Source organism: Microbispora sp. NBRC 16548, from assembly GCF_030268985.1.
Classification (GTDB): Bacteria; Actinomycetota; Actinomycetes; order Streptosporangiales; family Streptosporangiaceae; genus Microbispora; species Microbispora catharanthi.
Map to the genome: position 1 here is coordinate 404539 of NZ_BSSF01000002.1, position 25022 is coordinate 429560.

At 71.7% G+C, this 25022-nt stretch carries 25 protein-coding genes; 14 read left to right on the plus strand and 11 right to left on the minus strand.

Going from position 1 to position 25022, the window contains the following annotated elements; genetic code table 11:
* Positions 1-4: 4 nt before the first annotated feature.
* A complete protein-coding gene (locus tag QSK36_RS06285) occupies positions 5-472 on the minus strand; it encodes a metallopeptidase family protein (RefSeq protein ID WP_139573365.1) in 468 nt (155 codons plus the stop codon).
* A 166-nt stretch (positions 473-638) separates the two neighbouring features.
* On the opposite strand from QSK36_RS06285, the gene QSK36_RS06290 reads away from it, so the two are divergent.
* From QSK36_RS06290 to QSK36_RS06320, 7 genes are all read left to right on the plus strand, one after another.
* Positions 639-1004, plus strand: a complete 366-nt coding sequence (locus QSK36_RS06290; protein ID WP_139573364.1) for a DUF3499 domain-containing protein — start codon at positions 639-641, stop codon at positions 1002-1004.
* A 118-nt stretch (positions 1005-1122) separates the two neighbouring features.
* Positions 1123-2493 (plus strand): phosphomannomutase/phosphoglucomutase, encoded by a 1371-nt coding sequence (locus tag QSK36_RS06295; RefSeq protein ID WP_285781641.1) that lies wholly within the window; start codon positions 1123-1125, stop codon positions 2491-2493.
* Between the two features lie 4 nt (positions 2494-2497).
* Positions 2498-2671, plus strand: a complete 174-nt coding sequence (locus tag QSK36_RS06300) for a Trm112 family protein (RefSeq protein WP_076432865.1) — start codon at positions 2498-2500, stop codon at positions 2669-2671.
* Positions 2668-3822, plus strand: coding sequence for an SIS domain-containing protein (locus QSK36_RS06305; RefSeq protein WP_285781642.1), 1155 nt, complete (start codon positions 2668-2670; stop codon positions 3820-3822). Before QSK36_RS06300 ends, QSK36_RS06305 begins: the two co-directional genes overlap by 4 nt.
* A 34-nt stretch (positions 3823-3856) precedes the next feature.
* Entirely contained in the window at positions 3857-4798 is a 942-nt protein-coding gene (locus QSK36_RS06310; protein WP_183534710.1) for a cation diffusion facilitator family transporter, read from the plus strand.
* Between the two features lie 131 nt (positions 4799-4929).
* A complete protein-coding gene (locus QSK36_RS06315; protein WP_183534711.1) occupies positions 4930-5523 on the plus strand; it encodes a DUF6230 family protein in 594 nt (197 codons plus the stop codon).
* A gap of 11 nt (positions 5524-5534) precedes the next feature.
* Positions 5535-6914, plus strand: a complete 1380-nt coding sequence (locus QSK36_RS06320; RefSeq protein WP_285781643.1) for a DUF6114 domain-containing protein — start codon at positions 5535-5537, stop codon at positions 6912-6914.
* Between the two features lie 61 nt (positions 6915-6975).
* Here the strand turns inward: QSK36_RS06320 and QSK36_RS06325 are convergent, their stop codons facing one another.
* Complete coding sequence (locus QSK36_RS06325; RefSeq protein WP_142569503.1) at positions 6976-7308, minus strand: MerR family transcriptional regulator; 333 nt, start codon at positions 7306-7308, stop codon at positions 6976-6978.
* Between the two features lie 168 nt (positions 7309-7476).
* Here QSK36_RS06325 and ahcY point away from each other — a divergent pair, with 168 nt between their 5' ends.
* Positions 7477-8904, plus strand: coding sequence for an adenosylhomocysteinase (gene ahcY / locus QSK36_RS06330; protein ID WP_183534713.1), 1428 nt, complete (start codon positions 7477-7479; stop codon positions 8902-8904).
* 91 nt (positions 8905-8995) lie between these two features.
* Positions 8996-10225 (plus strand): adenosylhomocysteinase, encoded by a 1230-nt coding sequence (locus tag QSK36_RS06335; RefSeq protein WP_285781850.1) that lies wholly within the window; start codon positions 8996-8998, stop codon positions 10223-10225.
* A gap of 14 nt (positions 10226-10239) precedes the next feature.
* Here QSK36_RS06335 and QSK36_RS06340 read toward each other — a convergent pair whose 3' ends face one another.
* Positions 10240-11718 carry a DUF1349 domain-containing protein gene (locus QSK36_RS06340; protein ID WP_285781644.1) on the minus strand — a complete coding sequence of 493 codons (1479 nt, stop codon included), beginning with the start codon at positions 11716-11718 and terminating at the stop codon, positions 10240-10242.
* A gap of 85 nt (positions 11719-11803) precedes the next feature.
* On the opposite strand from QSK36_RS06340, the gene QSK36_RS06345 reads away from it, so the two are divergent.
* Both QSK36_RS06345 and QSK36_RS06350 read left to right on the plus strand, forming a co-directional pair.
* Positions 11804-12967 (plus strand): sensor histidine kinase, encoded by a 1164-nt coding sequence (locus QSK36_RS06345; RefSeq protein ID WP_285781645.1) that lies wholly within the window; start codon positions 11804-11806, stop codon positions 12965-12967.
* Positions 12964-13620 carry a response regulator transcription factor gene (locus QSK36_RS06350; RefSeq protein WP_285781646.1) on the plus strand — a complete coding sequence of 219 codons (657 nt, stop codon included), beginning with the start codon at positions 12964-12966 and terminating at the stop codon, positions 13618-13620. The genes QSK36_RS06345 and QSK36_RS06350 overlap by 4 nt, the downstream gene beginning before the upstream one ends.
* A 32-nt stretch (positions 13621-13652) precedes the next feature.
* Here the strand turns inward: QSK36_RS06350 and QSK36_RS06355 are convergent, their stop codons facing one another.
* Together QSK36_RS06355 and QSK36_RS06360 are read right to left on the minus strand one after the other, a co-directional pair.
* On the minus strand, positions 13653-14069 hold the full coding sequence (locus tag QSK36_RS06355; protein WP_285781647.1) for a nuclear transport factor 2 family protein: 417 nt from the start codon (positions 14067-14069) through the stop codon (positions 13653-13655).
* 98 nt (positions 14070-14167) lie between these two features.
* Positions 14168-14818, minus strand: a complete 651-nt coding sequence (locus QSK36_RS06360; RefSeq protein WP_285781648.1) for a DUF305 domain-containing protein — start codon at positions 14816-14818, stop codon at positions 14168-14170.
* Between the two features lie 170 nt (positions 14819-14988).
* Between QSK36_RS06360 and QSK36_RS06365 the strand changes: the two genes are divergently transcribed.
* On the plus strand, positions 14989-16389 hold the full coding sequence (locus QSK36_RS06365) for an LVIVD repeat-containing protein (RefSeq protein WP_285781649.1): 1401 nt from the start codon (positions 14989-14991) through the stop codon (positions 16387-16389).
* A gap of 135 nt (positions 16390-16524) precedes the next feature.
* Here QSK36_RS06365 and QSK36_RS06370 read toward each other — a convergent pair whose 3' ends face one another.
* Positions 16525-17436, minus strand: coding sequence for an RDD family protein (locus QSK36_RS06370; protein WP_285781650.1), 912 nt, complete (start codon positions 17434-17436; stop codon positions 16525-16527).
* 189 nt (positions 17437-17625) lie between these two features.
* Between QSK36_RS06370 and QSK36_RS06375 the strand changes: the two genes are divergently transcribed.
* Positions 17626-18618, plus strand: a complete 993-nt coding sequence (locus QSK36_RS06375) for a stage II sporulation protein M (RefSeq protein WP_183534724.1) — start codon at positions 17626-17628, stop codon at positions 18616-18618.
* On the opposite strand, the gene QSK36_RS06380 is transcribed toward QSK36_RS06375, so the two are convergent.
* From QSK36_RS06380 to QSK36_RS06400, 5 genes are read right to left on the minus strand one after another with little or no spacing between them, the layout of a single operon-like run.
* Positions 18619-19959 (minus strand): DUF58 domain-containing protein, encoded by a 1341-nt coding sequence (locus tag QSK36_RS06380; RefSeq protein ID WP_285781651.1) that lies wholly within the window; start codon positions 19957-19959, stop codon positions 18619-18621.
* Positions 19960-19966: 7 nt separating this feature from the next.
* Positions 19967-20932 (minus strand): AAA family ATPase, encoded by a 966-nt coding sequence (locus tag QSK36_RS06385; RefSeq protein ID WP_285781652.1) that lies wholly within the window; start codon positions 20930-20932, stop codon positions 19967-19969.
* Positions 20929-22077, minus strand: a complete 1149-nt coding sequence (locus QSK36_RS06390; RefSeq protein ID WP_285781653.1) for a DUF4350 domain-containing protein — start codon at positions 22075-22077, stop codon at positions 20929-20931. The genes QSK36_RS06385 and QSK36_RS06390 overlap by 4 nt, the downstream gene beginning before the upstream one ends.
* Positions 22074-22712, minus strand: coding sequence for a DUF4129 domain-containing protein (locus QSK36_RS06395; RefSeq protein WP_285781654.1), 639 nt, complete (start codon positions 22710-22712; stop codon positions 22074-22076). Before QSK36_RS06395 ends, QSK36_RS06390 begins: the two co-directional genes overlap by 4 nt.
* Entirely contained in the window at positions 22709-24058 is a 1350-nt protein-coding gene (locus tag QSK36_RS06400) for a DUF7847 domain-containing protein (protein WP_285781655.1), read from the minus strand. The genes QSK36_RS06395 and QSK36_RS06400 overlap by 4 nt, the downstream gene beginning before the upstream one ends.
* Positions 24059-24340: 282 nt before the next feature.
* Between QSK36_RS06400 and mtrA the strand changes: the two genes are divergently transcribed.
* Positions 24341-25018 carry an MtrAB system response regulator MtrA gene (gene mtrA, locus QSK36_RS06405; protein ID WP_030509347.1) on the plus strand — a complete coding sequence of 226 codons (678 nt, stop codon included), beginning with the start codon at positions 24341-24343 and terminating at the stop codon, positions 25016-25018.
* Positions 25019-25022 lie beyond the last annotated feature (4 nt).

The window sequence follows — 25022 nt, forward strand, 5'->3', positions numbered from 1 at the left end:
AGCCTCAGTGGCGGTCGTCGTAGCCGGGGTCGATCGTCTCCGGCGTGAGGCCCAGCAGGCTGGCCACCTGCTCGACGACCACGTCGAGGACCAGCGTGCCGAGCTGGTCGCGGTCGCGGGCCCGGGCCTCCAGCGGGCGGCGGTACAGCACGACGGTGGCGGGCTCGTCCCCCGAGGCCGACTCCGCCCGTCCCAGCGGGATCGGGTCGGAGGACAGCCGGGCGGGACCGTCCACCAGCTCCGCGGCCGGCGGCACCTCCTCGACCGCGAACTCGACCGACGCGAGCTGGGTGCCCCACCGCGGCTTCAGCCGGTCGACCGCGTCGATCACCAGGTCGTCGAACCGCTCGCCGCGGGACTTGGCGATGGGGACGTGCGAGGGCGCGAGGGGGCCGCGCATGCCGCGGCCGTGCCGGTCACGCCGGCGCACCCGCCGCCCTCGATCCGGCCTGTCACCGCTCCGATCGCTCACGCAGTCAGCTTAAAGCCCGGCCCACCGGTGCGGTGGCTCCCGTGGGTCGTGTCCGCTTTGCCCACCAACGTCATGTCGACTTCAGAGATCGCGGAATTGTGGCGACACGTTCAATAAGAGCGGCGGGGTGGTGGCAATGTGAACGCGGACCGGATACGGTCCCTCCGTGAGCCCCGTCCGCAGCTGTTCCCGTACCGCCTGCAGGCAGCCTGCCGTCTTCACACTCACGTATGTCTACGCCGACTCGACCGCCGTACTCGGCCCTCTGGCGACGTACGTCGAGCCTCACTGCTACGACCTGTGCGCGGAGCACGCGGAACGGCTCACCGCCCCCAGGGGATGGGAGGTCGTGCGCCTTCCGTCCGAGTCCGTCTCCCCGAGCGGGGACGATCTGGAGGCCCTGGCGAACGCGGTCCGCGAGGCCGCCCGCCCCGCTCCCGCCGCCGGCGAGCCCGTCGGCCAGGCGGTCGAGGTGGGCCGCCGGGGTCACCTCCGGGTGCTCAAGTCCGCCCAGCCGAACAGGGAGCGATAACACCCCGCGACAACACCCCGCGATGAGATCGCACGCGGCGCGTTGGAGGGCTCATTGCGTGGGCAATCAGGCGCTATAGGCTCAGGTGCGAAGACTTAACGACTTTTAGGGGCGTGCAGTGGCCGACCTCAGCAGGATCTTCAAGGCGTACGACGTGCGCGGCGTGGTGCCGGACGAGCTCGACGAGGAGATCGCACAGGCCGTCGGGGCGGCCTTCGTCGAGCTGACCGGCGCGTCCTCGGTGGTGATGGCGCACGACATGCGCACCTCCTCCGGCCCGCTGGCCGCGGCGTTCGCGCGGGGCGCGACCTCCCGGGGCGCCGACGTGATCAACGCCGGGCTCGGCTCGACCGACATGCTCTACTACGCCAGCGGCAGTCTCAACCTGCCGGGCGTCATGTTCACCGCGAGCCACAACCCGGCCAAGTACAACGGCATGAAGATGTGCCGGGCGGGCGCCGTGCCGGTGGGCACCGACACCGGCCTGCTGCAGATCCGCGACCGTGCGGCCGAACTGCTCGACACCGGACTGGGCGGCTCGGAATTGGGCGGCGAGCCCGGCAAGGGCACGGTGACCGAGCGGAACCTGCTGGAAGGCTACGCCGCCCACTTGAAGACGCTGGTCGACCTGTCGGGCATCCGGCCGCTGAAGGTGGTCGTGGACGCCGGGAACGGCATGGGCGGCTACACGGTCCCTGAGGTCTTCAAGGGCCTGCCGATCGAGCTGACCCCGCTCTACTTCGAGCTCGACGGCAGCTTCCCCAACCACGAGGCCAACCCGATCGAGCCGGAGAACCTGCGCGACCTGCAGAAGGCGGTCGTCTCGCAGGGCGCGGACATCGGCATCGCCTTCGACGGCGACGCCGACCGGTGCTGGGTCATCGACGAGCGGGGCGAGTCGGTCCCGCCGTCCACGATCACGGCACTGGTCGCGGTGCGCGAACTGGCCAAGAACCCCGGCGCCACGATCATCCACAACCTGATCACCTCCAAGGGCGTGCCGGAGATCGTCGGCGAGCACGGCGGCAAGCCCGTCCGCACCCGCGTCGGCCACTCGTTCATCAAGGCGGAGATGGCCCGCACCGGCGCCGTCTTCGGCGGCGAGCACTCGGCCCACTACTACTTCCGCGACTTCTGGTTCGCCGACTCGGGCATGCTGGCCGCCCTGCACGTGCTCGCCGCGCTGGGCGAGCAGGACCGGCCGCTGTCGGAGGTGCTGTCCCAGTACTCGCGCTACGCCGCGTCCGGGGAGATCAACAGCAGGGTCGAGGACCAGGCCGCCGCCCTGGCCCGGGTACGCGAGACCTTCTCGGGCCGGGAGGGTGTTACCTTCGACGAGCTGGACGGACTCACCGTCAGCGGTCCGGACTGGTGGTTCAACCTGCGTCCGTCCAACACCGAGCCGCTGCTCCGGCTCAACGCGGAGGCCGCCGACGAGGAGAAGGTCGCCGCAGTTCGAGACGAAGTGCTCGCCGTTGTAAGGAGCTGACGAGTTGAAGATCGACGACTGGCTGCTGGACATCCTGGCCTGCCCGGCGTGCAAGTCCCCGCTCCGCGCGGTGCCCGACGCGGACGAGCTGGCCTGCACCTCGGAGTCGTGCGGGCTGGTCTATCCGGTGCGTGACGACATCCCGGTGCTCCTCGTCGACGAGGCCCGCAAGGCATGAGCAGTGCCGGAGGGGCCCGGTTCGAGCCCGACCGGCTCGATGACCAGGCATACCTGGTGGAGGGCGACCCCTCCGGCGTGCTCCGCTCCGTCGCGTCGTCGGCCGCCCAGGTGCGGGCGGCCTACCGATCGGCGGTGGAGAACGGCGTGGCCCGGGTCGGCCGGGACGGCCGCCCCCGCGCGATCGTCGTGGCGGGCGTGGGCGCCTCCGCCCTCGTGGGCGACGTGCTCGAGGCGCTGTGCCGGTATGGCGCCCCGGTCCCGGTGGTGACGGTGCGCGGCCACCGGCTGCCCGGCTGGGTCGGCGCCGCCGATCTCGTCATCGCCGTCTCCCGCTCCGGCAGGACCGAGGAGACCGTCGCCGTGACCGCCGAGGCCGTACGGCGCGGGTGCGCGCTCGTGGGCGTGGGCGCACCCGACACGCCGCTGTCGGCCCTGGTCGAGCGCGCGGGCGGGCCGTACGTGCCGGTGGGCGGGGCGACCGGGGTGGCCGGGCAGCCGAGGGCCACGCTGTGGTCGCTCATGGTGCCGCCGATCCTGGCGGCGGCCGCGCTCGGGCTGCTCCCGGCCGGGGAGAGCGAGTTCGAGTCGATGGCCAAGCGGCTGGAGGACCTGGCCCACCGGTGCCGCCCGTCGAGCGAGTCGTTCATCAACCCCGGCAAGACGCTGGCGATGGACCTGGCCGGGACGCTTCCGGTCATCTGGGGCACCTCGCCGCTGGCCGCGGTGGCGGCCCACCGCTTGGCCGACCGGCTGAGCGAGGACGCCGGCTACCCGGCCGTCTGGGGGGAGCTGCCCGAGGCCGCCCACAACCAGATCGTGACGTTCGACGGTCCTCTCGCCGGGCGGGACATCTTCGCCGACCCGTTCGCCGACGAGCCGGGGGAGGGCACGCGCCTGCGCCTGTTCCTGCTGCGCGACGTGGAGGAGCACCCGCAGGTGACCAGGTCCCGCACGGCCGCCGTACGGCTGGCCGAGGACCGGGGGGTTCCGGTGTCCGAGATCCTGGCCGAGGGCGTGCACCCGCTGGACCGGCTCGCCGCCCTGGTCGGCCTGTGCGACTACGCGAGTGTCTACCTCGCTCTCGGGTACGGGACGGACCCGGCGTCGGCCGCGGCGGCCACGGAACTCCAGGCCAGGATTTCCCAATAGGATCGCCTCGGCCGATTGAAATGAGGAGTTCAACGTGAGTGCGGGTGGCGGTACCAAGGCGATCCTCGCGGCGCTCGGCGCCAATCTCGCGATCGCTGTGGCGAAGTTCGTGGCGTTCCTGTTCACCGGGTCGTCCTCGATGCTCGCCGAGTCGGTCCACTCCGTGGCCGACTCCGGCAACCAGGCGCTGCTGATGCTCGGCGGCAAGCGCGCCGCCAAGGGGAGGACCCGCAAGCACCCCTTCGGCTACGGCCGGGAGCGCTACTTCTACGCGTTCGTGGTGGCCGTGGTGCTGTTCACGATCGGTGCCCTGTTCTCCCTGTACGAGGGCTGGCACAAGATCGCCGACCCGCAGCCCGTGGAGTCGCCGGTCTGGGCCTTCGCGGTGCTGATCTTCGCGATCGTCGCCGAGGGCTTCTCGTTCCGTACGGCCATCAAGGAGTCGCGCGCGCTCAAGGGCGACCACTCCTGGGTGGCGTTCATCCGCAGGGCGAAGGCCCCCGAACTTCCGGTGGTGCTGCTGGAGGACTTCGGCGCGCTGCTCGGCCTGGTCTTCGCGTTGTTCGGCGTGACGATGGCCGTGGTCACCGGCAACGGCGCGTGGGACGGCGTGGGCAGCCTCGTCATCGGCCTGCTGCTCGCGGTGATCGCGATCATCCTGGCCACCGAGACCAAGTCGCTGCTGATCGGCGAGAGCGCGACGCCCGAGGTGGAGGACAAGATCTGCGCCGCCTTGGAAGCCGCCCCCGAGGTCAGCCGGGTCATCCACCTGCGCACCCTGCACCTCGGCCCGGAGGAGCTGCTGGTCGCCGCCAAGATCGCGGTGGAGCACGACGACACCGCCGGTGAGGTGGCGCGAGGCATCGACGAGGCCGAACGGCGCATCCGCGAGGCGGTTCCGATGGCCAGGGTGATCTACCTGGAGCCGGACCTCTATCGGGCGGACGCGGCCTCGGAGCAGCACGCCGGCGCATAACCCCCGTTACGGGGAGCCGTATTTCCTTGCGCACCGTAATTGAAATGTGATGCACAGTCACTTCAGTGCGGGCGGTACCGGTCGGTAACTTTACCCTTACATTACGGCTGGTTTACCCCCGGAGGTGACTCATGATTCAGGGACGCGTGCGGTGGAAACGATTCGCCCTCGTCTTCGTGCCCGCGCTCGCGGTCGCCTCCGTGCTGGTCGGCGCGACCGCCGAGGGGGCGATCGGCGCGTCGTTCGTGGTCTCGGGTGACACGTTCAAGGTCTCCGCGGACACGCTGCAGGGCCAGGGCTTCGTGCAGTATGGCAGCACGGTCGAGAACAAGAAGGGCCAGAAGATCCCGGTCGCCGTCTCCGGCATCCGCAGGGCCACCCTGACCAACATGTGCCAGACGGTGCTGGTGAAGTCGCCCGTCGGTGCCGTGACCATCCGGATCACCGCCGGCACCGGAAAGGACCCGGTGACCGCCGAGAACATGATCGTCGACGCCACCCAGATCGAGGGCAACGCGGTCTTTACGAAGCTGGAGGCGGGCCGCGACGCGAGCTCCCTCGACCAGGTGCCTGACGGTCAGGGCGCGACGGGGATGTTCGGCCAGCAGGCCTCAGGGGTCACCATCAAGGACTTCCGGCAGGTCTCCTGGGCGGTCAATGCGGCCACGTTCAAGCTGCCCGGGCTGAAGCTGGCCGTGGAGCCCGGCGAGCACGAGTGCTTCTGATGGAGCGGCCGGTGAAATGGCGGCGGTCACGGCCGTTCTGGGGCGGGCTGCTGGTGCTCGCGGCCGGCCTCGAGTTGCTGAGCATCCCGTTCGCGACCCAGGCCCTGCCGCTCGTCATCCAGTCGGGCACGGTCGGCGCCACCTACCTGATCGCACTGGTGCTGATCATCCTGGGCCTGATGATCTGGCTCCAGCCCGGCCAGCGGGCCTTCCTCGGCGTGGTCGCCGTACTGGTCTCGATCGCGTCGTTCGTCTACGCCAACCTGGGCGGCTTCCTGATCGGCATGCTGCTCGGCCTGGTCGGAGGCGCGCTCGCGGTGGCCTGGGCGCCCGCGGAGACCACCGAGGCCGGTGCCGCGCCGATCGAGCCCGCCGCACCGCGCGCGCCGGCGGAAGGGGGAATCACCTTCACCGAGCGCCGGGTGGTCAGCGGGGACGAACTTCATGAGGTCACCCGGCCGCAGCAGCCCGTGGAACCCGCGGGCGAGGGCCCGCGCATCCTGGTCGCCCGCGTCCGCCGCGAGGCCGATCCTTCCTCCGGCAACCGCGAGGACGGCCCCGGCGACTCCGACGAGCGCCCCGACGAGAGCCCCGATGACGGCCCTGACGACGGTGGCGTACGTCCGGACGGCGGCGGGCGGGGCGACACGGGTCCGGGTCCCGCGGCCAAGGCGCTGGCCATCGCCGTGCTGCCCGTCATCCTGGCGGCCGGGACGGGCATGGCGCGGGAGGACCCCGGACCGGCCGGGCAGGGCGGTTCCCTCCTGCCCGGTGTCGTCCCGAGCGCCGTTCCCAGCGGCCTGTCCGACGTCCTCCACGGCGTCCTGCCCAGCGCGGTCCCCACGGCCCTGCCGACGACCCTGCCCACGAACCTGAAGGACGCCGTGGGGTCGCTCACCGGCAGGAAGAGTCCCTCGCCGTCGCCGGGGGAGGACGGCCGGGACGAGCCGGGGGGCTCCTCCGCGCATGGAGCGGTGACGGTCGCGACCGAGACGGCCGCCGTCCGCGCGCCCTCGCTGACCATGACCGGGATGAAGTTCACCGGCGTGGTCGAGATGCCCACCGCGACCGGAACCGTCAAGATGCTCCGCTTCACCATGGACAAGGCCGTGCTGGAGCAGCCCCAGCAGACCATGGGCCCGACGACGCTGACCGGCAGCACGTTCACCTTCGAGGGCAATGTGGTGATCTGCACGACGAAGATGACCGCCAAGCTCCTCGGCGTGCCGCAGGAGTTCACGGCCGATCACCCGAACCTGCTGGTCAGGGCACTCAAACTGGTGCCGTCCCTGAACGTCCCGCTGACGATGACCGACATCGTCAGCGAGCAGCCGTACGTCACGGCCGACTCCCTGCGGGCGGACGACCTGCACCTCGTGGTCGGCGCCTGATCCCCGAGCGCCTGATCGCCGAGCGCCTGACCTCCGAGCGCCTGACCTCCGAGCGCCTGGCTCACCGGTGCCGCAGCAGCCGCAGGGCCTTCTCCTTCTCGAAGTCGAGCGCCCGGCGCGGCGCCTGGATCCGCCCGATGCGCACGCCGAGGTCGCGTACGGCCTGGGCCACCGCGGGCTCGGACAGCGCCCGGAGCGCGAAGGCCAGTTCGGCCGGCGAGACGTCGAACCGCCGCTCCAGCTCCGTCGCCTGGCGCACCGCCTCCAGTTCGTCGGGCCCGAAGCGCCGGTGGGCGCCCTTGTCCCGCACGGGCGGCAGCAGGCCGAGAGCCTCCCGGTAGCGCAACATCCGGGGGGACATGCCGAGCCGCCTGGCCGCCTCGGTGATGCGCATCGTGCCTCCGGTCCCCGTTCCTGGGGTCCACGCTAGACAGTCCAGCGGCCCTCCGGCACCCGTCGGCGAGGGAATCTCACATTCTTGTGTCAGGTTCGCGGGCCTGCGTATGCGTTCCTGCGTCGGCGACGCCTAAACTCGCACCGACAGACAACGGAGGAGACACTCATGGACTTCAAGGTCGCCGACCTTACGCTTGCGGAATTCGGCCGCAAAGAGATCCGCCTCGCGGAGCACGAGATGCCGGGCCTCATGGCGACCCGCAAGGAGTACGCCGCGGCGCAGCCGCTGCGCGGCGCGAAGATCATGGGCTCGCTGCACATGACGATCCAGACCGCCGTGCTGATCGAGACGCTGGTCGCGCTCGGCGCCGACGTCCGCTGGGTGAGCTGCAACATCTTCTCCACTCAGGACCACGCCGCCGCCGCGGTCGTCGTCGGCCCGAACGGCACGGTGGACAACCCCTCCGGTGTCCCGGTCTTCGCCTGGAAGGGCGAGACGCTCGAGGAGTACTGGTGGTGCACCGAGCAGGCCCTCCGCTGGCCCGACGGCTCCGGCCCCAACATGATCCTGGACGACGGCGGCGACGCCACGCTGCTCGTGCACAAGGGTGTGGAGTTCGAGAAGGCCGGCGCCGTGCCGGTCGCCGGTGAGGACGACCCCGAGGAGTGGGCGGTCATCCTCGACACGCTCCGCCGCACGGTCTCCGAGGACAAGTGGTGGACCCGCGTGGCCGAGGACATCAAGGGCGTCACCGAGGAGACCACGACCGGCGTGCACCGCCTCTACGAGATGCACAAGTCCGGCACGCTTCTCTTCCCGGCGATCAACGTCAACGACTCGGTGACCAAGTCGAAGTTCGACAACAAGTACGGCTGCCGCCACTCGGTGATCGACGGCCTCAACCGCGCCACCGACGTGCTGATCGGCGGCAAGGTCGCCGTGGTCTGCGGCTACGGCGACGTGGGCAAGGGCTGCGCCGACGCGCTCCGCGGTCAGGGCGCCCGCGTCATCGTCACCGAGATCGACCCGATCTGCGCGCTCCAGGCCGCCATGGACGGCTTCCAGGTCACCACCCTGGAGGAGGTCGTCGGCATCGCGGACATCTTCGTCACCTGCACCGGCAACTACGGCATCATCAGCGCCGAGCACATGTCGCAGATGAAGCACCAGGCGATCGTGTCCAACATCGGCCACTTCGACAACGAGATCGACATGGCCGGCCTGGGCCGCATCCCGGGCATCAAGAAGATCAACATCAAGCCGCAGGTCGACGAGTGGGTGTTCCCCGACGGGCACTCGATCATCGTGCTCGCCGAGGGCCGCCTGATGAACCTCGGCTGCGCCACCGGCCACCCCTCGTTCGTCATGTCGAACTCGTTCACCAACCAGGTCATCGCCCAGCTCGAGCTGTTCACGAAGACCGACGACTACCCGGTCGGCGTGTACGTGCTGCCCAAGCACCTCGACGAGAAGGTCGCCCGCCTCCACCTCGACGCGCTCGGCGTGAAGCTGACCACCCTGAGCAAGAAGCAGGCGGAGTACATCGGCGTCGACGTCGAGGGCCCGTACAAGCCGGACCACTACCGCTACTGACGGTCACTCGCACGACGACGGGGGCGTGGGCCCGGCCCGCGCCCCCCGTCAGGAGGCAGACGGCGTGATTCAGCCGGACATCGCGGCGGACATGGCGGAGGCCGGAGAGCGGCGCATCGAGTGGGCGGCCCGGTCGATGCCCGTCCTCCAGGCGATCGGCGCCGGTTTCGGCGCCGACCGGCCGCTCGACGGCCTGCGCGTCGCCGCCTGCATGCACGTGACCGCCGAGACGGCGGTGCTCCTCGGCGCGCTGCGGGAGGGCGGCGCCCAGATCGCCCTGGCCGCGTCCAACCCCCTGTCCACGCAGGACGACGTCGCCGAGGCGCTGAGAACGTACGGCATCGCCGTGCACGCCCGCGCCGGGGTGGACAAGGCGACCTACTACCGGCACATCCACCAGGCGCTCGACATCGCGCCGAACGTCGTGCTCGACGACGGATGCGACCTCGTCAACACCCTGCACACCGAGCGGGTCGAACTCCTCGACGGCGTCATCGGCGGCTGCGAGGAGACCACGACCGGGATCATCCGGCTGCGCCAGATGGCCTCGGAGAACGCGCTGCGCTTCCCGATGGTCGCGGTGAACGACACCCGGACCAAGCGGATGTTCGACAACCGTTACGGCACCGGCCAGTCGACGCTCGACGGCATCATGCGGGCCACCAACGTCCTGCTGGCGGGCCGCACCGTGGTCGTGGCGGGCTTCGGCTTCTGCGGCCGGGGCGTCGCGGAGCGGGCCAAGGGCCTCGGCGCGCGGGTCATCGTCACCGAGATCGACCCGGTCAAGGCCCTCGACGCCGCCCTGCAGGGCTACGACGTACGGCCGATGAGCCTGGCCGCCGAGACCGGCGACGTGTTCGTGACCGTCACCGGCAACCGCGACGTCATCCGCGCCGAGCACATGGCCGCGATGAAGGACGGCGCGATCCTCGCGAACGCGGGCCACTTCGACGTCGAGATCGACGTACGGGCACTGGAGGAGATGGCGCGCGAGGTGCGCTTCGGGATCCGGCCCAACACCGACGAGTACGTCCTGGAGAACGGTCGCAGGCTGCTGCTGCTCGCCGAGGGGCGCCTGGTGAACCTGACCGCCGCGGAGGGGCACCCGGCCGCGGTGATGGACATGTCGTTCTCCGCCCAGGCCCTCGCCGTCGCATGGCTGGTCCGGGAGTCGGTCCGGCTGGCTCCCGGCGTGTACGACGTCCCGGCCGACATCGACGCCGAGGTGGCCCGCCTGAAGCTCGCCGCCGCCGGGATCTCGATCGACGCGCTCACCGACGAGCAGGAGGAGTATCTCCACTCCTGGCGCCTCGGGTCCTGAGGCCACCGCGGCCGTCACATCGGCCGGTCGACCGGCCTGCGCTTCACGGCCGGCCACACCACCGCCAGCGTGTACGCGCACAACACGGCGAAACCGGCCCAGCCGGGGAGCGGGAAGTATCCGGCGGACGGCGCGTAGTGGGCGATCACCTGCGGATACTCCACTGCCGTCTGCTTGACGGCGAAGCCCGCTGCCGGGGTGAGCCGCAGCAGCCATCGCGACACGACGTCGGGCAGGAACGGGAACGCGGTCACCGCGTAGGGCACGGCGACGAGCGACAGCGCGAGGACGACGGCCGCCCAGCCACGCCGCAGCAGGACGCCCAGCCCGTACGACAGGACACCGCAGAGCGCGAGCACCGCCGCGATCCCGACGACGACCCGGACGCCGGTCAGCGGGGAGACCGGCTGCACGGGGACGCCGTTGCCGCTCAGGATCGCGACACCGGCCGGCAGGACCACCCCGACGGCGGCGAGCCCGGTCACGAAGGTCGCGGCGCCGACCACCACAGCCCGAGCGGCCAGAACGCGGCGAGAGGCCGATGTGCCGGCCCGGGCGCCGAATCGGGCGGCCAGGACGACGACGATGATCAGTGCGATCACCAGGCCGGGCAGCAACCTCTCGACGGTGCCCTGGCCCTCGCTCCCGCTCGGGCCGATGTCACCGGTCCCGCTCACGGTGATGACGCCGTCCTTCTCGACCACGCCGGATGCGTTGTGGTACTTCTCCCAGTCGGTGTGGTTCATCTCGCCGACGGCCTGGCTGCGCCACGCGCCGGCGGACGCGCCCGCCAGGGTGACGTGATCGAAGACGCCGGTGGCCTGGGTGAAGCGGACCTCCTCGACCGCTCCGCCGAATCCGACCTTCCGCAGTGTGAGGTCGCCGGGGGACGCGGCGAACAACCCGACCTGCGCCGTCTCCGGGAGACCGGCCAGTTTCACCGTCCCGACGGTGCGCCAAAGCCGGCCGTCGGCCGACTCGGCGCCGGTGACGGTGTCGCCGGACCGCGTCAGGCGCAGCCAGCGCGGGTATCGCGGCGAGAGGCCGCCCGCGCTCCCGGCGATGTCGTTGCGGTAGTCGTACTGCATCCGCACGCCGTGGCCGCCGGTCATCATGAGCGCCGCATAGGAGGAGCCCTGCCGGACGCCGTCCTTGACGATGATCCCGGCCTTCGCCCACGGCACGAGGCCCGGGACGATCTTGTCGTGGTTGGGCGGAGGGTAGGTGATCGTGCCGGTCATCGAGGTCATCCGTACGGTGATGGAGCCCCGCGGGCCGAGGTCGTGGTGCAGGAACCAGAACTGGTCGCCGACCATCGACCCGTCCGCGGCGATTCCGTCCCTCGGGCAGGGCCCGTCGCAGGACGTCTGACTGCCGAAGGCGTAGAGCAGGCCGGCGGCGATCACGACGAGGGCCGCCGCGGCCAGGGCGATCAGCCGGGCGGGGCGGCGGAAGGCCGTCCATTCCCGGTGAAGAAGTTCTCCGGTGAGCATGCCGTCGTTCTACGGGGGCGGGCCTAACACCATCAGAACCGCTCCTGTCACCCTGTTGTTAGGTCCGGCCGGGCATCCTGGAGGCGTGATAAGGCTGCGCAGCGGGACCGTGGGACTCCGATTCACGATCTTGTACGCCGGAGTGTTCCTCATGTCCGGGATCGGGCTGCTGGCTCTCACCTTCCTGCTCGCCGGCGGGGGAAGGTCCAGCGCCCCCGTGGGCCTGCGACCACCCGCAGACGGCGGCACGGACGGGATACACCAGCAGGTTCGCCATCTGCAGGAGCAACTGGCCGAGGTGAACGCGCAGCACTCCCGGCAGCTGCTGATCGGCTCCCTGCTCGCGCTGACGGTGATGGCGGTCGTCTCCGTGCTGGCCGGCCGGGCGCTCGCCCGCCGGGTGCTGCGCCCGCTGCGGGTGATCACGGCGGCGACCCGGCGCATCTCCGCCGACAACCTCGACCAGCGGCTGGGCGTCAGCGGCCCGGCGGACGAGGTGAAGGACCTGGCCGACACCATCGACGGCCTGTTGGAGCGGCTGGAGGCGTCCTTCGCCGCCCAGCGCCGGTTCGTCGCCAACGCCTCACACGAGCTGCGGACCCCGTTGGCGACCATGCGGGCGTCGGTGGACGTCGCGGTGGCCAAGCCCGGTGCGGCGCCGCAGACGCTCGCCCTGGGCGACCGGCTGCGTACGCAGCTGGACCGCGTGGATCAGCTGCTCGACGGCTTCCTCATGCTGGCCCGCGCGCAGCACGGCACGCTCGCCGGCGCCGCCGAGGTCGACGTGGCCCGGCTGGTCGCGCAGGCGGTGAGCGACCGCGGCGCCGGGATCGCGGCGAGACGGCTGAGCGTGACCGAGGATCTGCGGCCCGGCATGCTCACCCGGGGCGATACCGCCCTGCTTGCCCGGATGGCGGAGAACGTGATCGACAACGCCGTGGTGCACAACGAGGAGGACGGCTGGATGCAGGTGGAGACCTTCCGGGAGGGCACCGAGGTCCGGCTCGTCGTGCAGACCGGCGGACGCGTACTCGACCAGCGGGACGTGGACCGGCTCGCGCGGCCCTTCGAGCGGCTCGGCGCCGATCGAACCGGATCCGAGAACGGCTCCGGCCTCGGGCTGTCCATCGTGGCGGCGATCGCGGCGGCTCACGGCGGGCGGCTCGAACTGCTCGCCCGGCCGGAGGGCGGCCTGCGAGTGTCGATCGCGCTGCCGTACGTCCCGGTCCCGGCCGAGGTGCGGCCGTGAGGATCCTGGTCGTCGAGGACGAGCGGTCGCTCGCCGAGGTCGTCGCCGAGGGCCTGCGCGACCAGGGGATGGCCGTCGATATCAGCCACGACGGGTTGTCCGCCGCCGCCAAACTGGACCTCACGGCGTACGACGTGGTGGTCCTGGACCGCGACCTGCCCGGCCTGCACGGCGACGCGCTGTGCCGGATGATCACGGAGCGGCGGGACCGCCCGATGGTGCTGATGCTGACCGCGGCCGGGACACCCGACGACCGCGTCAGCGGTCTGACCCTCGGCGCGGACGACTACCTCGTCAAGCCGTTCCACTTCCCGGAGCTGATCCTGCGCATCCAGGCGCTGGCCCGCCGCAGGCCGAACGCGCGGCCGCGGACCTTGCACGCCGCCGGGATCGAGCTGGACCCGGTGCGCCGGACCGCGGTGCGCGACGGCCGGCAGCTGAACCTTTCCGTGAAGGAGTTCGCCCTGCTGCAGGCGCTGATGCGGGCGAGTCCCGGCTTCCTCAGCACGGAGGCTCTGCTGGAGCAGGTCTGGGACGAGAACGCGGACCCGTTCACCAACACGGTGACCGTGACGATGGGGCGGTTGCGCCGCAAGCTCGGCGAGCCGCCGGTCGTCACGACGACACCGGGCGTGGGGTATCGGCTCGCCTGAGCCCTGCTGTGCAGGGCGGGCGGTGTGGCGTCTCAGGTGCTGAGAGCTCGCGCGACGGTAAGGCTGTCCTCGTAGATGTGATAGCCGGTGATGAGCCCGTCTTCGACGGTGAGGTGCAGCGCGAAGGGCGAGGTGTAGGCGGTGCCTCCGGCCCGGACCGTCTGTGCGATCTCTCCGAGCACGACGGCGTGCGTCCCGTCGACCAGGATCCGCGTCACGGATGTGCCGTTGAGCTCGGGCACATGATGGGCCTCCAGCGACCGGAAATGGTCGGCCACCTCGGCCCGGCTGGAACGAGGGCGGATCCAGGGAACCGCAGAATGCCCCTCGGCGGGCCAGGAGAGCCGCCAGTCGACGGGCTCGGCGAACAGCTCCGCCGTACGGTCGTGATCGCCTTCCGTCATCCGGCGCAGCAACTCTTCCACGACGTCGTAAGTGTCACTACTCATGCCGCAACTCTTGTGGACTCGGGCGCGATGCGTCGATTACCGGTGAGGTAACGCGACCAGTGACGTGACGCGACCGGCGAGGTGAAGCGCGGGGAAGGTCAGGTCCCCTGCATCTCGCGCATCCGCCGGATCTCGGCGGTCTGTTCGGCGATCACGTCGGTGGCCCACTGCTCGACGTTGAGATGCGAGCCCTCGGTGAGCGCGCGGGTGGCCATCGTGATGGCGCCCTCGTGGTGGGCGACCATCATCTGGAGGAACAGACCGTCGAATGTGACGCCGGACGCCGCCCTGAGCGCGTTCATCTGCTCCTCGGTGGCCATGCCCGGCATGTCGTGGTGGTCCGCGTGGTGGTCGGGCCGCGGGAGGCGTTCCCGGTCGAGCCAGGACGTCATGACGCGGATCTCCGGCTCCTGCACGTCATGGATGCGGGCCGCGAGCGCCTTCAGCTTGGCGGAGGAGGCCCGTGAGGCCGCCAGGGCCGCCATGTCCAGCGCCTGCCGGTGATGGACGATCATGTCCTGGACGTACCGCACGTCGGCCGCGTCGATCGTGGGAGAGGGGACCGCGGTGGCGGCCTCGGCGGGGCTCAGGGTCCTGGCCTCCTCGCCGGGCCGGCCGGGCGCGATCACGGGGGCGGTCGAGACGGGGGCACTTCCGCGTACGTCCTCCGCGCAGGCGCTCAGGAAGAACGCGGCACCGGCCATGAGGACGAGCCCCAGTCGCGCCCCGCCCTGCCATGCGATTCGCACCCTGCCTCCCTGTCACGGAGCGTATGGAGATCACGACGCTAACCCGACATGGGCAATAGGTCAAAGGGCGACATGTGCCAGTTTTCTTGACAGATTGACGACTGGCGGGACATCCCTGTCAAAGGTGACGATCTGATCATTTATCTCCCTCTTATATGGAGGACAGCGAGTTGTTCACCTTACGCCGCAGCGGTCGTGCGCTGGCCGTGGCAGGAGCGGCGGTCGTCCTGGCCCTGTCCGCATGTCCCGCACAGGCCGCCGACGTGCTGGCCCCGGACGAGATCGCGATGAGCGCGAACGTCACGCACGTCGCGAACGTCCCGACCCCGGCCGCCCTGGCCGGCACCATCAACACCGACATGGCCTTCCAGGGCGACTACGCCTACGTCGGCAACTACGGCGGGTTCACGATCTTCGACATCAGGAATCCGAAGCGGCCCGCGGTGGTGAGCTCGGTGGTCTGCCCCGGCTCCCAGATGGACATGTCCGTATACGGCGACCTGCTGTTCGGGTCCGTCGACTCCTCCCGCAACAACGACTCGTGCGCCAGCACGGCCCAGCCGGCGTCGGTCAAGGAGTCCTGGGAAGGCGTCCGCATCTTCGACGTCAGCGACAAGTCGAACCCGAAGTACATCAAGTCGGTGGAGACGAACTGCGGGTCCCACACCCACACCCTCGTGCCGGACAAGAGGGGCGAGAACGTCTACATCTACGTCTCCTCCTACAGCCCGTCGGCGGCCTTCCCCGACTGTCAGCCGCCGCACGACCTGATCTCCATCATCAAGGTCCCGCTCGAGAACCCCACCGCCGCGTCCGTCGTGGCGGCGCCCGTGCTGTTCCCGGACGGCGGCAACCCGGGTGACAAGCAGCCCTACCCCTACGGCACGTCCGCGACGACCGGCTGCCACGACATCACCGCCTACCCGGAGAAGGGCCTGGCGGCGGGCGCCTGCATGGGCGACGGCATCCTGATGGACATCCGCGATCCCGAGCATCCGAAGGTCCTCGACGTCGTCCGCGACGACGAGAACTTCGCCTTCTGGCACTCGGCGACGTTCAACAACGACGGCACCAAGGTGGTCTTCACCGACGAACTCGGCGGCGGCGGCGCGGCGACCTGCAACGAGGCGATCGGCCCGAACCGCGGCGCCGATGCCATCTACGACATCGCTCCCGGCAACAAGCTCACCTTCAGGAGCTACTTCAAGATCGGCCGCTACCAGGCCGACACCGAGAACTGCGTCGCGCACAACGGCTCGCTGATCCCGGTTAAGGGCCGCGACATCATGGTGCAGGCGTGGTACCAGGGCGGCGTCTCCATCTGGGACTTCACCGACTCCGCGCACCCGCAGGAGATCGGCTACTTCGAGCGCGGCCCGTGGTCGCAGCCGCTGAGCGGCGGCTTCTGGTCGGCCTACTACTACAACGGCTACATCTACGGCAGCGACTTCAACAAGGGACTCGACGTCCTGAGGATCGACGACCCGCGTACGAACCAGGCCAAGAGCGTGAAGACGGACATCCTCAACGTGCAGAGCCAGGGCTCGTACCGCGAGCACGGCAGGCATTAGCCACACAGACACGGAGGCGGGCATCTCCGGTGCGGCCTCTCCCTCAACGCACCGGCGATGCCCGCCTCAACCCCACTGCAGGTATGCCCCATGACCTGCAATGACCACAGGTGCCCCGCAAATCGCGGTCTACACCTAAATGGGTGGAACAAATCCTCCCGATGTCGTCGGAGCCTCTCCGCGCGGCGGTCCCGCCTCCCGTGGCGGGGCCGGCGTCGGCACGCCGTACCCCTGCGGGCCGTACCCCTGCGGGCTCTGCCTCTGCGGGCCGTGCCCCTGGGGGCCGTACGGCGGGGGCGTGGACCGAGCCCGGGCGAGCCGCATCTCCTCACGGCGCCTGCGTTCGGCCAGCACGGCGGCGAGATAGGCGTACGGCGGAACGCCGGGCGGGGGCGGCGGCGCCACCTGTGCGCTGATCTGCCCGGCCACGCGCAGCCCCATCTCGTCCCGCGTCCGCGGGCTGAGCTCGTGCCACCGGGACAGGTACTGCCGGGCGGTGTTGGCCAGGTCGTCGGACAGCCCGGACAGCTCCAGCGTCGCGGCCCACGACGCGAGCGACGGAGGCATCTCCGGCGGCGGGGCCTGGTGCGGCGAACGCTCCCCGATGACGGTCGTCCCCGCGAAGACGTCCCCGAGGCGCTTGCCACGCTGGTTCAGCAGTGACGTGATGAGCGCGGGAGCGCCGACGAACGTCCAGAACTCCAGGAACCCGGCGAGCCCGCGGAACAGCGCCTGCCGGAAGCGCTCCGGCCCGCCGTCGTCGCTCACCACGCGCAGGCCGAGGGCGAGCTTGCCCAGCGATCGGCCCCTGGTGATCGTCTCGAACGCGACCGGATAGCCCACCGTGACCAGCACGACGAACAGGATGAGCAGGCCGGTGGCCAGCGACTCGTCGGTCACCAGGGATGCCTGCGCGACCAGCACGACGGCCAGGATGATCACGGCCCACTGGACGGCCCAGTCGATGAGGAAGGCCAGGGCGCGGCTGGGAAGCTGGGCGACGCGAACCTCTACGACGACCGCCTCGCCGGTCACGACTTCGGACACACTGCGCACCTTACTGTGTTTGATTGCCGCGCCTTCGGCACGGCGGCTCAGGCGCCCACAGGCCCGTGGTCGTGCCGAAGGCGCGCGATGAGCACTTCCCTCGTCGCCGCTTGGTCGCTGCGCTCCCGCGCGCTCCTCAGTCCAGACACGGCCGCGCACCTCGCGGCTCCCGCCGATAAGGTCCGATCCGTGGACATCGATGCGTTCGTCGCCGCGAGCAAGCCGTCCTGGGACCGGTTGGACGACCTCGTGCGGCGGCAGCGCAGGCTGCGCGGCGCGGAGGTCGACGAGCTGGTCGAGCTCTACCAGCGGGCGGCGACCCACCTGTCCATCGTGCGGTCGGGGTCGTCCGACGCCCTTCTCGTCGGGCGCCTGTCGGCGCTGGTGGCGAGGGCGCGCTCGGCCGTCACGGGCGCCCACAGCCCGGCCTGGAGGGAGGTCGCCCGGTTCTTCACGGTGTCGTTCCCCGTGGTGGCCTACCGGGCGCGCCGGTGGTGGATCGGCGTCACGGTGGCCTCGCTCGCGATCGCGTACGTCGTGGGCGTGTGGGTGGCGCGCGATCCCGCCGTGCAGAGCCTCATCGGCACACCCGAGGAGATCCGGCAGATCGTCGAGCACGATTTCGCCGACTACTACTCGGAGAACCCGGCGGCGTCGTTCGCCGGCCACGTGTGGCTGAACAACGCCTGGCTGTCCATGCAGGTCGTGGTCTCGGCGATCCTGCTCGGCCTGCCCATCCCCTGGATCCTGTTCCAGAACGCGGCCAACGTGGGGCTCATGGGCGGCCTGATGCACTCGCACGGCAAGGCGGACGTGTTCTGGGGCCTGATCCTGCCGCACGGCATGCTGGAGCTGACCGCGGTCTTCCTGGCGGCGGCCGCGGGGTTGCGGCTGGGCTGGACGGTCATCGACCCCGGCCCGCGGCGGCGCGCCGAGGCGCTGGCCGAGCAGGGCAGGGCCGTGATGAGCGTCGCGCTCGGCCTGGTCGTGGTGCTGCTCGTCTCCGGGCTCATCGAGGCGGGAGTCACCCCGTCGGGCCTGCCGACCTGGGCGCGCATCTCGATCGGTGCGCTCGCGGAGGCGCTCTTCCTCGCGTACGTGATCGTCTTCGGCCGCCGGGCGGAACGCGCGAACGAGACGGGGGACATCGAGCACGCTCCCGACCTCGCCCCGACAGCCTGATCAGAGCCGGCCGGTGGCCTTCAGAGCCAGATACGCGTCCGCGAGCGCCGGGGCGACGTCCTCGGGCAGGGCGTCCACGACCTCCACGCCGTGGCGGCGCAGCACCGCGGTGATCTCACGACGCTCGCCGCGCAGCCGCTCGGCCGCCGCGGCGTCGTAGACGGCCTCGGCGGTGCCGCGCCCGGCCGCCATGCCGGCCACGCGTGGATCGGCGACCGAGGCCACCACGACCATGTGCCGGGACGACAGGCTGGGCAGCACGGGCAGCAGCCCCTCCTCCATGGCCGTGGCGTTCAGGTCGGTCAGCAGCACCACCAGGCAGCGCCGCCTGGCCCTGGACAGCACGGCCGCCACCATCCCGGCGGCGTCGGCCTCGACCAGCTCCGCCTCGATCGGCGCCATCGCGTCCACCAGCGACGACAGCAGTTCCGTGCGCGACGCGCCGGACACCTGGGCCCGTACGGCCCGGTCGTAGGCGAGGAAGTCGACGCGGTCGCCGGCCCGCGCGGCGAGCGCGGCCAGCAGCAGCGCGGCGTCCATCGACCAGTCCAGACGAGGCCAGCCGGAGGACCGGTCACCGCCGACCTGTGCCATACCGACCGGGGCCACGCCGACCCGGCCCGCCGAGGTGCGGCCCGTGTCGAGCACGATCAGCACCCGGCGGTCGCGCTCGGGCCGCCAGGTGCGCACGACGACGTCGCTGCGCCGGGCGCTCGCCCGCCAGTCGATCGAGCGGACGTCGTCGCCCACGACGTACTCACGCAGCGAGTCGAACTCGGTGCCCTGGCCGCGCACCAGCGCCGGATGCCGTCCGTCGAGCTCGCGCAGCCGGGCAAGCCGCGCCGGCAGATGCCTGCGGCTGAGGAACGGCGGCAGCACCCTGACGGTCCACGGCACGCGGAACGTCCGCTGCCGCGCCGCCAGGCCCAACGGCCCGACCGAGCGGACCGTCACGGCGACGGCCTCCCGGTCGCCCCTGCGGGTGGGCGTCAGCGTCGTGACCAGCCGCCGCCGCTCGCGGGCCGGCACGTCGAGCGTCACCCGGCGCGGAGCGGCCCCGGCCGAGGGCTGCCAGGCGTCGCGCAGCACGCCCCGGACCCGCCGCGGGCCCGGGTTGTCCACGACGAGGCCGATCGCCGCCGACTGCCCGAGCCGCACCCGCCGTTCGCCGTCGCGCTGGAAGCGCAGCCCGCGCACGGCGCCCGCGAGCAGCAGGTCGGCCGCCACGAGCGTGGCGAGCACGAGCGCGGCGGCCAGCACGACCAGGCCGGGCTCGGGGGCGAGGAGCACGACGATCGCGGCGAGGGCGGCGAGCAGTCCCGCGCGTCCGGTCAGCGCCACGCCGCCCTCACCGGGGAACGGGGACGGCGGCCAGGATGCCCTCCAGGATGCCGTCCGGGGTGGCGCCCTCCAGCTCGGCCTCCGGGCGCAGCCCCACGCGGTGGCGCAGGGCGGGCCGGGCCAGGGCCTTCACGTCGTCCGGCGTCACGTACGACCGTCCCGACAGCCACGCCCACGCCCGCGCGGCGGCCAGCAGCGCGGTGGCCCCTCGGGGCGAGACGCCGAGCTGGAGCGAGGGCGACTGCCGGGTGGCCCGTGCGACGTCCACGATGTAGCCGAGCACCTCGGCGCTCGCGTGGACCCGCGCGACCGCCCGGCGTCCCGCCGCGAGGTCGGCCGCGGACGCCACGGACTTGATCTCCGTCAGGTCGCGCGGGTCGAAGCCGAGCGCGTGCCGTTCGAGGACGGCGATCTCCTGCTCGCGCGGCGGCAGCGGCACGGTCAGCTTGAGCAGGAACCGGTCGAGCTGCGCCTCGGGGAGCTGGTAGGTGCCCTCGTACTCGACGGGGTTCTGCGTCGCCACGACGATGAAGGGGTCCGGCAGCGCGCGGGCCGTGCCCTCGACGCTGACCTGCCGTTCCTCCATGGCCTCAAGCAGGGCGGCCTGGGTCTTCGGCGGCGTGCGGTTGATCTCGTCGGCGAGCAGCAGGTTGGTGAAGACCGGCCCCTCGCGGAACTCGAACTCCGCCGTCCTGGCGTCGTAGACCAGCGACCCCGTGACGTCGCCCGGCATCAGGTCGGGGGTGAACTGCACCCGCTTGAAGTCCAGCGCGAGCGTGGCCGACAGGGTGCGTACGAGCAGGGTCTTGGCCACGCCGGGCACGCCTTCGAGCAGCACGTGACCCCGGCACAGCAGCGCGATGACCAGGCCGGTGACGACCGGGTCCTGGCCCACGACCGCCTTGGCCACCTCCGCCCGCAGCGCCGCGAGCGCCTCGCGGGCGGCGTCCGCGTCCGATTCAGGTGTGGTCACGAGTCTCGTACCTGCCTTTCGAGTGTGTCCAGGTGGGCTGCCAGGGTCACCAGCGCGGTGTCGTCCCCGGGCGGCGGGCCGCACAGCAGCGCCAGCACCGGCTCCGGGTCGCGGCCGGTGCGCGCGGCGGCGGCGACGGCGACCTCCTCCGCGGTCGCGGTGCGCGGCAGCCCGAGGCGGGGGGCGAGCCGGTCGGCCGCCGCGGCCCGCAACGCGAGGGCGGCCCGGTCCCTGGCCCGGCGGGACCGGTACAGGCGTCCGCGCCCCTCCACGGTCTCCGCGGCCCGAACGACCACGGGCAGGCGCTCGACCACGACGGGCCCGAGCCTGCGTCCGCGCCACAGGGCGGCCAGGGCCACCGCGACGGCGAGCTGGAGGACCGCCCACCTCACGCCGCCGGGCATGAGGTCGCCGAGCGAGCGGGCCTGCCCCTCCGCCCCGGCGCCGGGGTCGCCCGCCTCGTCGGGGTCGTCGGGCTCGGCGAGCCAGACGAGTTTCGGCCGCGCCCCGGCCAGGTTCAGCGCGAGCGCCGCGTTGCCGTCCTCCGCGAGGCGCAGGTTGGTCATGAACGACGCGTCGCCCAGCACGGTCACCGTGTGCCCGTCCGCGGTGTAGCGGACCAGGGCATGCCCGTCGCCGGCCGGGTAGCAGCCCGTGGCCCCCGGCGGCCCGGCGAAGGACATGCCGCCGGTGTAGGCGTCGCCGGCCCGCGCCGCCTCCCGCAGCGCGCACTCCGGGGCCCGTGACCGGGCGCGCACAGGGCCCTGCCTGCGTACGCCGGAGGCGAGCACGTCGAGGTGTGGCACGGACCCCGCCACGAGCCGGTCGCCGGGGGCCTCGGCGATGCGGCGGGCGGCGTCGCGGTTCAGGAAGCTCGCCTCGGTGACCAGCAGCAGGGTCTGCGGCCCTGCGGCGGCCACCGCCGCGCCGGGGGTCTCCACCCGGACCACCTCCACCCCGTGCGCCTCCAGCAGCCGGGCGAGTGCGCCGCTGCCGTTCAGCGAGGTGTCGGCGGGATCGAGGGTGCGGCCGCCGGACTGTCCCCCCGTCAGCAGCAGGGGCAGCACCGCCGTGACCAGCACGAGCACCACCAGCAACGTGACCCAGGCGGTCTGCCGCGCGCGCCCCGACATCGTGGCGGTCATGCGGCCACGCCCGTACGGGCCGACCGCAGGCGCTCGTCCAGGGCGGTGAGCGTCAGGTAGCCCTCCCGGGTGCCGCCCGCCCCGCCGTAGGTCACGTCGTCGAACAGACGCGCCGCCGCGCGCAGGTCCGCCGCGTGGGGCGGCAGCGCCTGCCCGGCGGCCTCGGCGAGTTCCACGGCGGTACGGCCCGGCATCGGGGTGACGATCGCGCGTTCCTCCAGTTCGCGGGCGATCGCGCGCAGCCGCTCCTGGATGGCCCCGGCCCAGCCGCCCTCGGCCGCCAGGCGCTCGGCCTCGGCGCGATGCTCGGCGGCCGTCCGCTCACGCCGCCCGAACACCGCGCCGCTCTCCGTACGCCGGCCGCCGGAGAAGCGGCGCAGGGCCCATAAGAGCAGCACGGCCAGGACGGCGAGGACGACGGCGATCACGACGAGCGAGGTCACGCCGCCACCGCCCGTCCCGCCGCCGCTCATGAGGTCGCCGAGGAACTGGGAGATCTCCCGCTGCAGCCGGTCGAACAGCGGCTCGTGCTGGTAGCCCGCCCCGGACAGCTCGCGTGCGGCCTCCCGGGCGGCCTGGTCGCGGCCGACGTCGACCGGCGAGGCGAGCAGCGCCGCCGCCCGCACGGTCGTCACGCCTGCGGTCCGTACGGGCCGTGCGGCCCGTACGGCGGAGCCCCGTGGTGCGGCCCGGAGGCCGGCCCCGTCCCGGCGGCGTAGCTCGGGTGCCACAGGTCGTCGACCCCGCCGTGGACCCAGCCCTGCGACTGGTTCTGCGCCGCCGCCGTCTGCAGCACGAGGTCGAACGCCTCGGCCCGCATCCGCCGGTCGGCGTACAGCAGCCCGGCCACGCCCGCCTGGAAGGGGTAGGCGATCATGGAGGCGAGGACCTGGCCGACCGCCAGGAGGAGCGCCGCGATCGTGGTCCCGGCGGCGGTGCCGCCGCTCAGCATCCCGAGGAGCGAGCCGCCGAACGTGAACGGGATCGCCAGCACACCGCTGATGATGGCCGCGAGTATGGCGGTGAGCAGCAGGATGCCGAGCACCCGCCAGCTGTCGCCCTTCACCAGCCGCCACGACCGGGTCATGGCGTCGGTGACCCCGCGGCCCTCCAGCACGATGGCGGGGGCCGACAGCGACAGGCGCGTGTAGAAGAACAGCAGATAAGGGATGTAGGCCACGAAGAACAGCAGGACGACGAGGACCGCGACCCCCGCGCCGGTGCTCCCCGTGCCGTCGAACGCGTTGGCCGCCGCGAGGCTCACGAGCACCGCGAGGAGCGCCAGCAGCGGCAGCAGGAGGATGAGCGCCTGCAGCAGCACCAGCCCGAACAGCGCGGGCACCCGTGACCGCGCCAGCCGCCACGCCTCGCCCACCGTGATGCGCCCGCCGAACACCGCGCGGCCGAGCACCCGGGTGAGGACGCCCGTGAGGATGGTGGTGCCGACGAACGTCATGACGTAGCTGATGATCGCGCCGATGTACTGCGCGGCCACGCCGGCGACCGGCACGTTCGCCGTGTCGGCGGCGTACGGGTCGGCCAGGAGATCGCCGAGCGAGCTGAAGGAGATGGCCTGCCCGATCGCGGCCGGGATTCCGGTCACCGCCGCCACGATCGCCGACAGGCCGAGCGTGGCCTTGGGGTTCGAGCGGATCAGCTTGATCGTGCCGTCGAGGATGTCGCCGAGCGTCAACGGGCGCAGCGGGATGATGCCCGGCCGCGGCGCGTCCGGCGCCCGGTACGCGTACTGCCCCCCCGCATAAGGCGCGTACGGAGCAGACGGGTACGGAGCCGACGGATACGGAGCGGACTGATGCGGGGCGGACGGGTGGGGAGCGGACGGGTTCGCGCCCTGCGGCGCGCCGGCGCCAGGGGAGGCCCAGGAGGATCCGGCTGCCCCGGCGGCCCCGCCGTATGGGGGAGGTTGCTCGGCCGCCCAGCCGGAGGGCATGTCGGGGGTGGAGCCGGGGCCGTCTGTCATGTCCCAATCCTGGCATGATGTACGCGCGCGCCGCGCGGTCGTAGAGGAGGGCTCGGGGGGATGGCCGAAACCGGGGGTGCGGGCGCACACTTGGAACGTGACCGCACCACGGGATTCCCGCCGGTGTGACCGCATCTGGTCAGATAATCGCGCGCTTCGTCTGCTGCGCCTAAACTCCAACCTCTGTCGTGGTCGTGTAACACCAAAGCGGTGGCCACGGTAGCCTGCGGGGGAAACTGTGACAAACGCCCAAATCTCCCAAACGCGTACGAATGAGGGGCCATGAAAGGACGCGTGCTGGTCGTCGACGACGACGCCGCTCTCGCCGAGATGCTCGGCATCGTCTTGCGCGGGGAGGGCTTTGAGCCGTCGTTCGTGTCCGATGGCGACAAGGCGCTCGACGCCTTCAGGGACACCCGGCCGGACCTCGTCCTGCTCGACCTGATGCTCCCCGGCGCCGACGGCATCGACGTCTGCCGCCGCATCCGCGCCGAGTCCGGGGTCCCGATCGTGATGCTCACGGCCAAGAGCGACACCATCGACGTGGTGCTCGGCCTGGAGTCCGGCGCGGACGACTACATCGTCAAGCCGTTCAAGCCCAAGGAGCTCGTCGCCCGCGTGCGCGCCCGCCTGCGCCGCACCGACGAGCCCACGCCCGAGATCCTGCAGATCGGCGACATCACCATCGACGTGGCCGGTCACTCGGTCAAGCGCGGCGAGGAGACCATCAACCTCACGCCGCTGGAGTTCGACCTGCTGGTCGCGCTGGCCCGCAAGCCCCGCCAGGTCTTCACCCGCGAGGTGCTGCTCGAGCAGGTCTGGGGCTACCGGCACGCCGCCGACACCCGCCTGGTGAACGTGCACGTCCAGCGCCTGCGCGCGAAGATCGAGAAGGACCCCGAGCACCCGGAGATCGTCGTCACGGTCCGGGGCGTGGGCTACAAGGCCGGCCCGGCGTAAGCCG